This window comes from Flagellimonas marina, assembly GCF_042651185.1.
Lineage (GTDB): Bacteria > Bacteroidota > Bacteroidia > Flavobacteriales > Flavobacteriaceae > Flagellimonas > Flagellimonas marina.
On record NZ_JBHSCL010000009.1, the window covers coordinates 493,954 to 506,830 of the forward strand.

General features: G+C 42.0%; 15 protein-coding genes. 7 read left to right on the top strand and 8 right to left on the bottom strand.

The window, feature by feature from the left end:
• Positions 1–92 precede the first annotated feature (92 nt).
• From ACFOWS_RS16065 to ACFOWS_RS16085, 5 genes are all read right to left on the bottom strand, one after another.
• On the bottom strand, positions 93–500 hold the full coding sequence (locus ACFOWS_RS16065) for a DUF6168 family protein (RefSeq protein WP_379766730.1): 408 nt from the start codon (positions 498–500) through the stop codon (positions 93–95).
• The gene (locus ACFOWS_RS16070) at positions 500–730 is read right to left on the bottom strand and encodes an AtpZ/AtpI family protein (RefSeq protein WP_379766733.1); all 231 of its coding nucleotides are present in this window, start codon (positions 728–730) and stop codon (positions 500–502) included. The genes ACFOWS_RS16065 and ACFOWS_RS16070 overlap by 1 nt, the downstream gene beginning before the upstream one ends.
• The gene (locus ACFOWS_RS16075; protein ID WP_379766736.1) at positions 708–1,148 is read right to left on the bottom strand and encodes a bactofilin family protein; all 441 of its coding nucleotides are present in this window, start codon (positions 1,146–1,148) and stop codon (positions 708–710) included. Before ACFOWS_RS16075 ends, ACFOWS_RS16070 begins: the two co-directional genes overlap by 23 nt.
• Before the next feature lie 6 nt (positions 1,149–1,154).
• The gene (porW, locus tag ACFOWS_RS16080) at positions 1,155–3,710 is read right to left on the bottom strand and encodes a type IX secretion system periplasmic lipoprotein PorW/SprE (RefSeq protein ID WP_379766739.1); all 2,556 of its coding nucleotides are present in this window, start codon (positions 3,708–3,710) and stop codon (positions 1,155–1,157) included.
• Positions 3,711–3,824: 114 nt separating this feature from the next.
• Complete coding sequence (locus tag ACFOWS_RS16085; RefSeq protein WP_379766742.1) at positions 3,825–4,838, bottom strand: GlxA family transcriptional regulator; 1,014 nt, start codon at positions 4,836–4,838, stop codon at positions 3,825–3,827.
• Positions 4,839–4,949: 111 nt separating this feature from the next.
• Here ACFOWS_RS16085 and ACFOWS_RS16090 point away from each other — a divergent pair, with 111 nt between their 5' ends.
• Genes ACFOWS_RS16090 through ACFOWS_RS16100 form a run of 3 tightly spaced genes read left to right on the top strand, consistent with a single transcriptional unit; the run spans position 4,950 to position 6,331 of the window.
• Positions 4,950–5,270, top strand: coding sequence for a hypothetical protein (locus tag ACFOWS_RS16090; RefSeq protein WP_379766745.1), 321 nt, complete (start codon positions 4,950–4,952; stop codon positions 5,268–5,270).
• Positions 5,267–5,926, top strand: coding sequence for a DUF2461 domain-containing protein (locus ACFOWS_RS16095; RefSeq protein ID WP_379766748.1), 660 nt, complete (start codon positions 5,267–5,269; stop codon positions 5,924–5,926). Before ACFOWS_RS16090 ends, ACFOWS_RS16095 begins: the two co-directional genes overlap by 4 nt.
• A 36-nt stretch (positions 5,927–5,962) precedes the next feature.
• A complete protein-coding gene (locus ACFOWS_RS16100; protein WP_379766751.1) occupies positions 5,963–6,331 on the top strand; it encodes a SnoaL-like domain-containing protein in 369 nt (122 codons plus the stop codon).
• A 183-nt stretch (positions 6,332–6,514) separates the two neighbouring features.
• Here ACFOWS_RS16100 and ACFOWS_RS16105 read toward each other — a convergent pair whose 3' ends face one another.
• Both ACFOWS_RS16105 and ACFOWS_RS16110 read right to left on the bottom strand, forming a co-directional pair.
• A complete protein-coding gene (locus ACFOWS_RS16105; RefSeq protein ID WP_379766754.1) occupies positions 6,515–7,207 on the bottom strand; it encodes an ABC transporter ATP-binding protein in 693 nt (230 codons plus the stop codon).
• Positions 7,208–7,209: 2 nt separating this feature from the next.
• Positions 7,210–8,679 (bottom strand): DUF5687 family protein, encoded by a 1,470-nt coding sequence (locus tag ACFOWS_RS16110; protein ID WP_379766757.1) that lies wholly within the window; start codon positions 8,677–8,679, stop codon positions 7,210–7,212.
• Positions 8,680–8,797: 118 nt separating this feature from the next.
• Here ACFOWS_RS16110 and ACFOWS_RS16115 point away from each other — a divergent pair, with 118 nt between their 5' ends.
• On the top strand, positions 8,798–9,847 hold the full coding sequence (locus ACFOWS_RS16115; protein WP_379766760.1) for a 2Fe-2S iron-sulfur cluster-binding protein: 1,050 nt from the start codon (positions 8,798–8,800) through the stop codon (positions 9,845–9,847).
• Here the strand turns inward: ACFOWS_RS16115 and ACFOWS_RS16120 are convergent.
• On the bottom strand, positions 9,844–10,620 hold the full coding sequence (locus tag ACFOWS_RS16120) for a patatin-like phospholipase family protein (protein WP_379766763.1): 777 nt from the start codon (positions 10,618–10,620) through the stop codon (positions 9,844–9,846). The two genes, ACFOWS_RS16115 and ACFOWS_RS16120, sit on opposite strands and share 4 nt — an antisense overlap.
• Positions 10,621–10,780: 160 nt before the next feature.
• Here ACFOWS_RS16120 and ACFOWS_RS16125 point away from each other — a divergent pair, with 160 nt between their 5' ends.
• The 3 genes from ACFOWS_RS16125 (at position 10,781) to ACFOWS_RS16135 (ending at position 12,764) form a co-directional block, all read left to right on the top strand.
• Positions 10,781–11,338: a fasciclin domain-containing protein gene (locus tag ACFOWS_RS16125; protein ID WP_379766765.1), complete on the top strand. Its 558-nt coding sequence runs from the start codon at positions 10,781–10,783 to the stop codon at positions 11,336–11,338.
• A 295-nt stretch (positions 11,339–11,633) separates the two neighbouring features.
• Positions 11,634–12,326, top strand: a complete 693-nt coding sequence (locus ACFOWS_RS16130; protein ID WP_379766768.1) for a TIGR04282 family arsenosugar biosynthesis glycosyltransferase — start codon at positions 11,634–11,636, stop codon at positions 12,324–12,326.
• Between the two features lie 102 nt (positions 12,327–12,428).
• A complete protein-coding gene (locus ACFOWS_RS16135; protein ID WP_067029694.1) occupies positions 12,429–12,764 on the top strand; it encodes an arsenosugar biosynthesis-associated peroxidase-like protein in 336 nt (111 codons plus the stop codon).
• Positions 12,765–12,877: the final 113 nt, after the last annotated feature.

Sequence of the window (12,877 nt, forward strand, 5' to 3'; positions counted from 1 at the left end):
AATATCGGTCTCTCAAAATCGGTGCAAATGTAAGCCATTCTTCTAAAAAGAAAAAAGCTTTCAAACTTTTATTTTTGAGGATTTTGAGTCGCCTAATCTTCAGGGGATTCCTCTAAAATTTTAAGCATTCGGGAAGCATAAAAAGTCTCCAAAAAAAGTGCGATGGCGTAGGGTACAAAAAAAGCGGCAAATTCTTGGCCAGACATGTCCCCGTCACGGCTATAGGCTGGGTAAAAAAACACAAAGAAAAAGACAAATTTTACCAAGCTTCCGGCCATGAACAAAAACCCGATTTGGTTCTTCAACCGTTCCCTAAATCGGAACAACAATCCAAAAATAACGATGGCCAAGACCCCATTGATCACATAGGAACGGATAATTAAGTTGCCAAAAAGTGGAAGGTCCTTGCTGGATAAGACAACTAAATGTACCACAAAAGCGAGGAGCAATAATGGCAAAAGCAGAAGAATGAACCGGGCGAACAGGTTGCGTTTTAACATCAGTACTTAATACGTTTTAGCTGCTGCAAAACTAGCCAAATAGAAATTGCCACTCCCAATAAAGTGGCAATTACCGTAAAAATATTCTTTTCGTTTTGGTATTCGGCGTCCAACCATTTTCCACCTTGTACCGACAAATAAATAATGGCCCCCATTTCAAAGCCAATGCCCGTTAGGATGGCGGCGTTTTTTAAGGCACTCTTTTTTTTAGGAAGCTTTTGCTGGCTCATTGCTCTTGGTGGACTCCAATTTTGGGGTGGCTGAGGACGACGAAGTTCCTGCTGACACACCTTTGCCCATGGTACAGGCAGCATTAAAAGTTGCTCCAGGCTCAACAGCCAGTTTGGCCACGGATACGGTTCCCTCTATAAAGGCGGAGGCTTTTAGGGAAAGTAGGTCCTTTACGTTGAGTTCGCCATTGAACTTTCCTTCAATATCCGCATTTACGCACTCCACTTTTCCATTAATGTAGCCATCTTTACCAATGACCACCTTACCGGATGTTTTTACATTGCCCTCCAGTTTTCCATCGATTCTAAAATCGGCTTCGGAAGTAATGTCTCCTTTGATCTTTGTGTTCTTTTCAATCCTGTTGGGTTGTCCGCCAAATTCATTCATAGGTCTGGGTTTTTTGTTGTCAGAAAACATTGTGTTCTAGGGTTTTGGGGTTAAAATATGTTCTTTGTATGATTCTAAATTCTTGTGGACTTGAACAATTTTGTAGTTCTCGGATAAAACTACAAAATTCTCATCTTTAATGCGGTAGTCCTTGTTGTTTTTAATAAGCTCGGCAAAGCCAAGGGCAAAATCCTTGGAGCGAAATCCATGTACCACCACAAACTGATCTTCGAGATTATAGATATCCTTGGAAACCACATTTTTATAGTTAAGGTCCGTGATGGCGTCTTCCAATCGTTTCTTTAATTGTAACGCTTTTTCATCGTCCCTAATTTTAAAGGGAAAGACCACCTTCCAATTCGATGTTCCAGTTGATCCCGTTTCCGGCGAAAACTCTTTTTTCTCCAATTTGGGCAATTGCTCTTCCACAATTTGCTCCGCTTTTTTTCCTTCGGGATTGTTGGGATAGGTAAGGGCCACATAGTTCAGGGCCTCCTTAAATGGTTCAAAGCCTTGCAAGCGACCAATGGCATTGGCCTTCAACATTTCAAATTTGGGTACAATGGGATCTCCTGTGAATTTGCTGATGTATTCCTCGGACAGTGTGATTACCTGAAGATACTCTTGTTGCTCGTACTTTTTAAACAAAGCCGCATATCGGGCATCCGGGCTATCGGTATTCCCTTCCAACACCGCTTGTGGGTTCAATAGAATTTCTGCATAGCGGGTATCTGGGTGATTGGTGATGATATCCTGCTTCATGTTCAAAGCCAATGGACTACCGCTTTCCTCATAGATCTTGTACAGGTTGTATTTTGAAGGGAGAATCAGGCGCTCCTCCGGATTGGAGACCAAAACACGTTCCAGTTTAGCGGCGGCCAAAAGATTGTCCTTGAATTTTTCCTTGTAGATCAATCCCAATTGATAATTGGCAAAGTTTCTTTCTGTCCATAGACTGTCAATCACAGAAACATCGGTAGGAATTTGATTCAAATAAAAATCCACCGAATATTTTTGGTCTTCTGTAAGGTTTTGGGTTGATGGGTCGGTGCCGGCAACTTGTTCACCGGTAGCCTCGGAGACCAAGGTTCTGTTTTTATTGCTCCAACGCCAATCATCTTCCAGGGTACGATCGCCCCATCGGGTTCTAAAATCATTTTTACCATACCCCAAGCTAGTGATGTTGTAAAAGTAAAATTTACCTTTATTCTCCTTTCCGCCCTTACTATTGGCAAACATGGCAAACCCGGCCTCAGCTTTTGCCTGCTTTTTGGCTTCTTCCTCTTCAGCAATACGTTTCAGTTCAGCGATATATTCTTCAAAATAGGCTTTGCGTTCTGCTTCGGGCATCTGGTAAACGGTAATAACACTATCGGTATACTGAACAATATCCTCATATTTTATAACGTCCTCCAAGTTGTCCAATTTCTTTTTGATGTCCCGATGCTTTCTGGTGTTTTCCGCAAGGTTGGTCAACGTACTGTCATAATACGCTCCTGCGGTTTTGTATGCATCCTCATCGAAATAATAGTCGGCCAAACTTTGGTAGTTGAGTGCATTCAGTTTGCGCTCGCCTTGGGTAACCCTGAGTGATTTATTGTAGTAGGTCAAAGCCAGACTATCTTCTTCATTAGCCAGATGAAATTGCGCCACTTCGCGATAGATCTTATCCAAAAAGGGGCGGTTTTCTCGGTTTTCCTCCAAATCGGTCAGATATTCCAATAGTTCCTCTCGATTGGCATCGGTGATTTCTGTATTTCTTATTTTCTGAAGATGGGCATTGATCATGTACACCCGTGGCGATTTTCGGTTGAGGGCAATGACTTTGTCAAACGCATAATTGGCACTGTCCTTATGCCCCAATTGGTTGAACAACTGCCCAATGATGAAGAGGTATCTTCCCTTTTCTGGATTTTTTTTAGTGTAGGCCTGGGCAATCTTTAACTTTTGAATGGCGGTGTCGGGAGCATTCAGGTTGATGTAGCACTGGGCCAAAACCGCATTGGCATCGGCATATTCCTGATCTTTCAGTTTTTCATATTTGAACAGGCGCTTCAAGTTCTTTATAGCAACTTCAGGGTTGTCCAACCGCATATTGGTCTTTTCCCGCCAAATGGTGGCTTCGTTCAATTTATCGCTCTCCACATATTTTCTTAGAATATAATTGAAGGATTCCAAAGCAGGAATGTAGCGTTGGTCAAAATAGCGTGCCTTTCCCAAAAGCAAAAAGGCCTCATCAGTTTGGGGATTCCGTTCCTCATCTTTGATGTCCATGCTGTGTTTTTGAATGGCTTTTGTGGCCTTTTCCTCGGCAATGATAAAGTTGGGGTTGTTATCTTCTGAATCCAGTTTGATCTCATCGGTCACTTCCAAGCGCTCCACGGGTAGGATTTCCCAGTAATCATCGCGATAGGTTTCATTCAGCTCTTCGCGACCTTGTTCAAAAGCAATGTTGCCATTGTACAAGGTATTGTACTTGGTGTTGAGCGCGTGCCAATTCCGGTTGATGAACTTGTCTTTTTTGGTAGAGCATGAATTAAAAAGCAGTCCTCCCAGAACCGTGGCAATGATAAGTGTAGTACGAAGCTTCAAAATTATCGATAATCGTGTGTAACCTTAACTTAAAAAAACACAGATTATTATAAGGCTTATCGATAAAATGCGAGTTTTTTTATTGGGCGCTGTTCTTGTGTCGTTCTTAGAAAACTACCACGAGTTAGATCCTTGATATTCCAGTTGCGATCGATTGTATTTGGTTTTGTAGGCCACCGGGGATAATCCCACATATTTTTTGAATACGGTACGGAACGCTTTTTGGTCCGCATACCCTACTTGGTACATGATTTCATTCACATTTTGTTGGGTGGTTTCCAAACTGCGTTTGGCTGCTTCAACTTTTACCCGTTGAATGTATTCCAAGGGTGTGTTCTGGGTGGCCTTTTTAAATCGCCGTACAAAATTTCTACTGCTAATGGCAAATTTTTGGGCCAACTCCTCCACGGATATTTTGTCATTTACATTGTCCTCTATATAGTTTTGGGCTGCTTTTATAGCGGTGTCGTCATGCTCTTTTTGACCTTGAAAAATCACAAACTGATTTTGGTCTTTACGATCTATTTCAATCTCAAAGAACTTGGAGAGGTAAATAGCCGCCTCCCTACCGCAGTATTTTTCAACCAGGTGAATCATCAGATTCAAAAAGGAATAGGCGCCCCCACTGGTATAAATGCCATCTTCTTCCGTAACAATTTTATTGGAAACCAGATTTACTTGTGGGTACATACGCTTGAACACTTCCATGGCCGCCCAATGGGTGGAACATTGTTTCCCATCCACTAACCCGGTTCTAGCCAGTACAAAAGCACCCAAACACATACTTGCTACTTCGGCATTGTTTCGGTTGCGTTGGTTAATAATCCAATCCACATACGGTTGGTTCAATTGAAGTTCTTCAACCAATTTTTCTGTTCTAAGGGCGGGAATCAATATCAGATCAGTCTTGTTCACTTGATCAATGGTCTTGTTACAATGAATACTGAACAGACCATTATAAAGTGACTGATCACTGTCCAACCCTACCAGATGAATATCAAAAAAGTCATCATTTCTCACCCCGGTGCTCTTTAAAAATCGGTTGGCCGCGGACAAAATCTTGTATGGTCCCACCACACTGCTCAAAATAGCATTGCCTTTTGGCACCAAAATACTTACATGTTTCATACCCATGGATTTACATTTGATAAATGTAGTAGATATCCGTGGCAGAAACAACCCGTAAAAGTGTCTTATTTGCCCTTATTCGTGCTTTTCCCTCTTTTGTAGCTTTGGTTCATGGAGTTTGAAAAATTCAATGAAATACGGGAATTGCTCTGCATGAAATATGCGGATGTGACCGAGGGCAAAATGATGAGCTCGGAGGCCATTCACTATAAAAATAAGGTGTTCGCCTTTTTCTCCAGAAAGAAAAAAATGGTCTTTAAATTGGGAAAAGGCTATCCCATTGAGACGGCACATGTACCGTTGACAGAATTCAGTCCATTTAAGACCAAAAAACCATTGGCTGGTTGGTACGAAGTTGATTTTGAATACCATGATCAATGGGAAACTCTTACTCAATTGGCCCTGGACCTCATACAAAACGAACTGGCATGATAACACGAGAGCATACTTTCTTTTTTAAAGAATTGACACAGAACAACCATAAGGAATGGTTCCACCAGAATAAAAAAAGATTTGAGAATGAAGTAAAAGCCCCTTTTTTAGAATTATTGGATGTTTTACTGAATACGTTAACTTATTGGGATGAACGAATTCCCTCCGACCCTAAAAAAGCGCTGTTCCGCATCAACAAAGATGTTCGTTTCTCCAAGGATAAATCGCCATATCATACTCTACTTAAAGCTGGTTTTTCACCCAATGGCAAAAAGTCAATGTTCCCGGGCTATTATTTGGGTATTGATGCTACAAACATCCATGTGGGAGGTGGTTTGTTTATGGTTCGGCCGCCAGAGTTGGCCTTGATTCGGGAACACATTGCCAAGGACCCATCAAAATTGGAAGCCATTGTAAAGGCACCCGACTTCATTCAAAATTTTGGCCGATTGAAAGGGGAAAAAGCCAAACGGTTGGATAAAAGCTTGCTGCCCACGGCTGAAAAAACCGACCTAATCTATCACAAGCAATTTTATGCCATGGCCGAATTTCCGTTGGAGCCTTTTTACAATTCAGAAAAGCTTGTGGATGAAATCTTGCTCCATTTTCAAACCATTAAACCGTTGAACACCTATTTAAGCCAAGCATTTGACTAAAGCAGTTTATTCATTAATCATAAAAACAGAAACACAATGACCACACAAGACGTTGCAGACAAACTGGTTGCCCTTTGTAGGGATGGCAAATACCAAGAAGCGTACGGACTTTACGCCCAAGACGCTGTGAGTTTAGAAATGCCCGGTATGCCCAATGCGGTTACCGAAGGATTGGAAAATATTCTACAAGGATTTCAACAATGGATGGAAAGCATTCAAGAAACGCATGGTGGCACAATTGGCGACCCAGTGGTGGCCGGCAATCATTTTGCGGTGGCTATGACCAGCGATGTCACTTTTAGAGATGGCAACCGAATGAACATGGAGGAAGTTGCGCTTTACCAAGTACAAGATGGAAAAATCAAAAAAGCCTCCTTTCATTATGATACTTCGGCTATGGGTTAACAGGATTCAAAAAACAATTATGCTTGGAGGCTATGTGAAAAACTAGTTATGTCAGGTTGAGCCCTTCGACTCCGCTCAGGATAAACTTAAGTCGAAACCCATTGATTGCCAAAATGCATTAAGTTCTCGACTGCGCTCGAACTGACAAATTCAAACTTTTGTTGCTTTTTAAACAGCTTATTTTTATCCCCCGAAGAAGGTCTCCAATTCTTTTAAGGTCTCTTTGGAGGTTTTAATGTCTCGCACGATTTCCCCTTTGTTCAAAACCACGATGCGTTCACAGACTTCGGTGACATGGATTAGATCATGGCTGGAGACCAAAACCGTAACTTCTTCCTTGGCGGCCAAATCTTTTATGATTCCCTTTAACCGGATTTGGGTGGTGGGGTCCAAATTGGCAAAAGGTTCATCCAGAATCACAACCTCGGGATTGCCAATAAAGCTAGCCACGATGCCCACTTTCTTTTGATTTCCTTTGGAAAGATCCCGTAAATATTTCTTCTGACCCAAAATTTCACCATGGAAAAAATCTTCATAATTGGCTAGTAGCGCATCCACATCGGCTTTGTTCCTGCCGCGCAATTCTCCAATGAAATAGAAGTACTCTTCTGGAGTAAGGTAGCCGATCAAAAATGTTTCGTCAATAAATGCAGAGGTAAACGGTTTCCAAGCTTCACTTTGATTGACCTGTACCCCATTATTCATAATGTGACCGGTAGTGGGTTGAACCAAATCCAACAACAAACTGAACAAGGTGGTTTTTCCCGCACCATTGTTCCCCACCAAGCCAAAGCTCTGTCCTTTGGGAATCTCTAGGTGGTCAATGTTCAACACCGTTTGCGAATAGGTTTTGGTTAAATTTTGCGCTGTGATCATGCTTATTTCTGTTTGTATGCCAATAAGGTTTTATACTTCTCTTTTTTATAAATCCCCTCTATCATGGTAAAAGCCTTATTTTTAAATACGAAGCCCAGTAATCCGGTCAAGGCCACACAAAGGTATCCCACCGACGGACTGACCAGCCAATAACCGAGGGCATAAATAGCAACGGGCAATACCACCTTTGGCAAGGTAAGCAGCAGTGTTTTTGCATTGAACGCCTGCTTGTCCCCAAATGCTTTTTTGTTGGAAGTGAGGTCAATGGGCGTCTTCACATAAGCTCCTCCCCAAAGCACTAAATAACTGTTGATGCCAATGTTGTAGATGGCTCCCACCAGAACAGCGGCATAATATTCCCATCCAAAATAGAGGTAAAATGAAGCCAAAATGGTAGAAATGATGGTAGCAATAATCACTAAATACCATTTTGAGGTAAGGTATTCTTTGTACTGAATGTTCTGGCTCATCATCAGCGGGTAATAGCTGCTGTCCCAACTGGGCACATACTGCCCAAAGCTGAAAAGAAATCCGCCCGTTACAAAAATCCCAGCGAAGATGCTCCAAAACGGACCTTCATAGGCTTCAACGGCGCCAGTAAAGAAGAGCAGTCCATAAAAAATGAAAAAGAAGCCTGCAATTACTGCCGTTCTGGATCTCTTGTTCCGTTTTATAAGTTTTATATCATTCTTCAAGAAGGTACCCAGATTCCCGAAACGGTTCAACCAATCCAAGTTTTCTGTTTTGGCTTCAGATTGTTTTATGGCGAGGCCACCATCTAAATACATATGTTTTTTGAAATAGGAATAGGCCAAAGCATAGAGTCCAATCAACAAAAGCCATGGAACAATCGCTGTCCAGGGCACATCAAAGAACAAGTCAAAAATGGGTTGGGTGTACAACGTAATATCAAACCATTGATAGTATTGCGAAATACCCGCCACTAAAAACAATCCTGCAAATACATAAAAGAGACTGTCTTTATTGTTGACCAATACATTGATAAAGTTATTGACAAAAATTAGGGCCATGAAACCCAGGTGCCATCCAATTACGGAACCAATGGAATAGCCTTGAATAATTAAAACCACACTGAAGGGCACAAAGAAAAATGCATGCATGATGTTGAAAAAGGAAATCACCGTTTTTCCCATGGAATAGTTCACCACCGTGCTCTTTTTAATAGGCAAGTACAATAATGGCTTTATATTGGTCACAGGCATTTTTTGAAGCATATACCGTAGCACGAGGTCAAGAGCCAAATAGTAGATTATATATTGATTTACCACTCGCAATGGGTCACCAATACCAGCTTTCTCAATCATAAAATAGGAGCCAAAGCCCATCCCCAGAAAGACCAAAATAAAATAGAGTGCACCAAGACCCATTAAGATTTTAATCCAAATCTCGGTTTTGAAGGATGCTGCCCTAAAAAAAGATTTCCATTGAAGGCCAATGAAACGCTTAAACATGGTTGGTAGTTTTTTGGTTAGTATGCAAAGTAGGCCATTTGTTACAATACACATCCTTTTTGTAAAAATTGGGGCAAAAAATTTCGGTAATCCTTAGTTTTGCAGCAAAATTGTTTTCATGAGCGATTCCCATGCGTTAAAAGTCTCTTCTGTAGATCGATTAACCCCAAACGCGGTGGCCCTTACTTTTGAGGTTCCCCAAGAACTCCAAGACGCCTATAGTTTTAAAGCGGGCCAATACATTACCCTAAAATATTCCCTAAACGGAAGGGAACTTCGTAGGGCCTATTCCATTTCTTCGGCGCCCTCTTCTGGACAAATGACGGTTGGCATCAAAAAAATGCCGAATGGTACATTTTCAGTTTTTGCCAATGAGAATATAAAGGCCGGTGATGTTTTTGAAGTGATGCTCCCTGAGGGTCGTTTTGTGTTTGATCAAACTTCAGACAAAAAAAACGTGGCCGCTTTTGCGGCAGGAAGTGGCATTACGCCGATAATGAGCATTGCCCAAACGGTTTTGGAAAGCAATCCAGAGAACACTTTTGTGCTGGTGTTTGGAAACCAAAGCCCGGAAGAGACCATGTATTTTGAAAAAATACAAGCGCTCAAAGAACAATATTCCAATCGGTTTTTTGTGCAATATATCTACAGCCGTTCGCATGAAGAGGATGCGCTTTTTGGACGTGTTGAGCGCTCTACCGTAAATTTTGTGGTAAAAAACAAATTCAAGGAAACCCCGTTTGACGCTTTTTATCTCTGCGGTCCTGAAGAAATGATTCAGGTTGTATCTGACACCCTTAAAGAAAATGGTGTCTCTGAAGAAAAAATACATTTTGAACTGTTCACCTCTTCCGATGAAGAGGATGAAATGGCTGAAAATCTGGAAGGGAAAACCAAGGTTGAGGTGATTTTGGACGATGAGACCTTTTCCTTGGTCATGGATCGAAAACAGCTAGTGCTCGATGCCGTACTCAATGAGGATATAGACGCGCCGTATTCGTGTCAAGGCGGGGTATGCAGCACCTGTATTGCTCGAATCAAGGAAGGAAAGGCTGAGATGGCCAAAAATCAGATTTTAACTGATGGTGAAGTGGCCGAAGGGTTGATATTAACCTGCCAGGCACACCCTTTGACCCCGACGTTAAAGGTGGACTACGACGACGTTTAGGTGTTAGAGGCCAACAGCTTTTCAATGGCCCTGCTGCCATGTTCATAGCCAATGGAAAAGGCGTTCTCAATTCCCTTTTTGTCCAAAACACCGATTTTATCGAGTTCTTTGGGCTCTATGCACAAATGACATTCTTCTACTTTGGCTTTATTGGAGGCATAAATCATTAAACTTGTGACTCTTCCGGCCAATTGAATGGAATTTCGTAAATCTTTTTTTTGGATTTTGGCAGCGATGGAAACATTGCTCCCAATTAAAAAGTCCACTTTATCCTGAAGATATTCCTTTGGAAAGTTATTCATGATTCCTCCATCCGCATAAAGTACACCATCAATTTCCACTGGACTAAAAACTGGGGTCAATGCAGCAGAGGCCAAAAGTGGCAATATCAATTCGCCTTGGTTGAAAACCTTTTCTTCTCCACTCAACAAATCGGTGGCCACCACATAAAGCGGTTTTCCCAGACTTTCAAAAGAGTCATTGGGAAAATAGCCCTTAAAAATGCTGAAATAGCGCTCCGTATCTATAAATCCGGGTTTGTTGATGGCAAAAAAACTATACTGGAACAGAGGGGTCTTTCGGAAGAAATCGAGCATGCTCTCCACTGAATTTCCATTGGCATACAACGCGCCGACCAAAGCACCCACACTGGAACCGGAAACCATTTGAGCCTCTAAACCGTGTTCACGAAGGGCCTTGATCAGCCCAATATGGGCCATTCCACGGACGCCTCCGCCCGAAAGCACCAAACCAATGGATTTATCTTCAAACATTTTTAATTACAAAGCAATGATGCACAAAGGTATGGCTTTGCCGCTTTGATAATACGTTACCTCCCATGGTCTTGGATTAAATTTTCATCAATCTTTTCCAATACCAAACCCCAACTCCAATAACTCCGTAAGTGTGTATATAATCTAAAAATTAAATCACATGAAATCTTTAAGAACAGTAACACTAATTGCATCAACCTTGGCCCTTTTGGTCGGCTTCGCAGGATTTTCCCAAACCAAAATGGTGGGTGGTGCGCCCATGTACCCCAGCAAGGATATTGTTTCCAATGCCGTAAACTCCAAGGACCACACTACTTTAGTAGCTGCCGTAAAAGCTGCCGGTTTGGTTGAAACCTTGCAAGGCGATGGCCCCTTTACCGTATTTGCCCCTACCAACAGTGCCTTTGACAAACTGCCCGAGGGAACCGTGTCCACCTTGTTAAAACCCGAAAACAAATCCAAATTGCAGGGTGTATTGACCTATCACGTAGTGGCCGGAAAATATGGTGCTAAGGATTTGATGAAAATGATCAAAAAAGGAAATGGGATGGCCAAGCTTACCACTGTAAACGGAGATACCCTTACTGCTATGATGGATGGTGACGCCATTAAAGTTAAGGACGGCGCAGGGAATGTAGCCATGGTGACCATAGCCGATGTTAACCAATCCAATGGGGTGATCCATGTGGTTGACACCGTAGTACTCCCAAGTGCATAAAATTGAAGTATTTATGTTTGAAAGGGCGACAAAAAGTCGCCCTTTTTCTTTTTCCAAACCCATTTGTTAACCGACCAGGCAGTCGGTGCGGTTTAAAAATGAACTGTTTTCGTGTTTTTTGTCGAATTCAACCCAACCTTAATCGGGAAACTGTAATTTCCTCATTTTCAAAACCGACTGGTGGGTCGGAATGTTAAAGTTGAAACTATTTGTCCAAAATTGTAATCTAAATTGATGGGCTTCGACCAAAATCAATACCAATAATTGTTGTAAGTTTAGGATAAACATCGAATAATTGCACCCAAAACCACTCTTTGATACCGCTATTCTGGTGTTCGCAAATTCTGCGGATACAGACAGTCATATCAAAAAAATTGGAGGCAACACTTCGCTTTTTGATGCGCTCAACGCACACTCTTTAAAAATTGTAAAGGCTTCCGGACTGCCTTATTTTCATTTCACGGAAAAAGAACAAGTGGGTGAAACTTTTGGAGAAAGGTTTACTCATGCCCTTCAATCTCTTTTTGATAAAGGCTTTGCCAACATCATCGCCATTGGGAATGATAGTCCGCAGTTGAAAACCCAACACCTGCTGGAAGCCCATCAACATCTCCAGCTGGGCAAAACGGTTTTGGGCCCGGCGGTGGATGGCGGATTTTATTTGTTGGGATTGCATGCTTCCAACTTTAATCCAGAATCTTTTGCAGGACTTCCGTGGCAAATGACCACTTTGTTCAATGCTACCCGTCATCATTTTGAATCAGGCGGTTGTACGGTTTTTTCATTAAACCGATTATTGGATATTGATTCCGCGAGCGACATCAAACGGTTATCCAACCATATCTCAACTTTAGCTGACAGGTGGCTATCTCTTTTTTCAAAAATTTTAGGTGAGACCATAGCGTTTCTTGAAGCTGGTCATACTACCCGCAAGAATATATTCCTGTTTATTCCTTTCAATAAAGGTTCGCCTGTTGTGTTTTCCTGATTGCATGGCCTAGTCATGGAACTTGGCCCTTCTACGTATTTATTAATCCCAACATGGAATTGCCTTCATGGCACATGTCCATAATCCATAAAAAAACAAAACATGGCAAACTCATATTACGACCCAGCGGATTTACGAAAATTTGGTTCCATCACCGAATGGAGCGAAGAACTGGGCAACAAATTTTTTGATTATTACGGTAAGGTTTTCGAAGAAGGTGCACTAAGTGCAAGAGAGAAATCGTTGATCGCCCTAGCAGTGGCACACGTAGTGAAATGCCCCTATTGCATTGATGCCTATACCAAAGATGGGCTCCAACGCGGTATTACCAAAGAGGAAATGATGGAAGCTGTACACGCCGGTGCCGCGATTGAAAGTGGTGCTACGCTGGTGCATGGGGTACAGATGATGAACAAATACAATAAACTTTCCATGTGATTGGAGAGCGCTACGCTTCTAGACGTTAGACCGCTGCGCTGTTTGGTGTTTGGTGTTTGGTGTTTGAAAGCAAGAGAATTAGTCAAAAATGAAAATGTTTCTGCAAAATTTTA

Bases quoted from the DNA above. Each gene is read 5' to 3' on its own strand.
- ACFOWS_RS16065 (WP_379766730.1), bottom strand. From the start codon at position 500: ATGTTAAAACGCAACCTGTTCGCCCGGTTCATTCTTCTGCTTTTGCCA.
- ACFOWS_RS16070 (WP_379766733.1), bottom strand. From the start codon at position 730: ATGAGCCAGCAAAAGCTTCCTAAAAAAAAGAGTGCCTTAAAAAACGCC.
- ACFOWS_RS16075 (WP_379766736.1), bottom strand. From the start codon at position 1,148: ATGTTTTCTGACAACAAAAAACCCAGACCTATGAATGAATTTGGCGGA.
- ACFOWS_RS16085 (WP_379766742.1), bottom strand. From the start codon at position 4,838: ATGAAACATGTAAGTATTTTGGTGCCAAAAGGCAATGCTATTTTGAGC.
- ACFOWS_RS16090 (WP_379766745.1), top strand. From the start codon at position 4,950: ATGGAGTTTGAAAAATTCAATGAAATACGGGAATTGCTCTGCATGAAA.
- ACFOWS_RS16095 (WP_379766748.1), top strand. From the start codon at position 5,267: ATGATAACACGAGAGCATACTTTCTTTTTTAAAGAATTGACACAGAAC.
- ACFOWS_RS16100 (WP_379766751.1), top strand. From the start codon at position 5,963: ATGACCACACAAGACGTTGCAGACAAACTGGTTGCCCTTTGTAGGGAT.
- ACFOWS_RS16105 (WP_379766754.1), bottom strand. From the start codon at position 7,207: ATGATCACAGCGCAAAATTTAACCAAAACCTATTCGCAAACGGTGTTG.
- ACFOWS_RS16110 (WP_379766757.1), bottom strand. From the start codon at position 8,679: ATGTTTAAGCGTTTCATTGGCCTTCAATGGAAATCTTTTTTTAGGGCA.
- ACFOWS_RS16115 (WP_379766760.1), top strand. From the start codon at position 8,798: ATGAGCGATTCCCATGCGTTAAAAGTCTCTTCTGTAGATCGATTAACC.
- ACFOWS_RS16120 (WP_379766763.1), bottom strand. From the start codon at position 10,620: ATGTTTGAAGATAAATCCATTGGTTTGGTGCTTTCGGGCGGAGGCGTC.
- ACFOWS_RS16125 (WP_379766765.1), top strand. From the start codon at position 10,781: ATGAAATCTTTAAGAACAGTAACACTAATTGCATCAACCTTGGCCCTT.
- ACFOWS_RS16135 (WP_067029694.1), top strand. From the start codon at position 12,429: ATGGCAAACTCATATTACGACCCAGCGGATTTACGAAAATTTGGTTCC.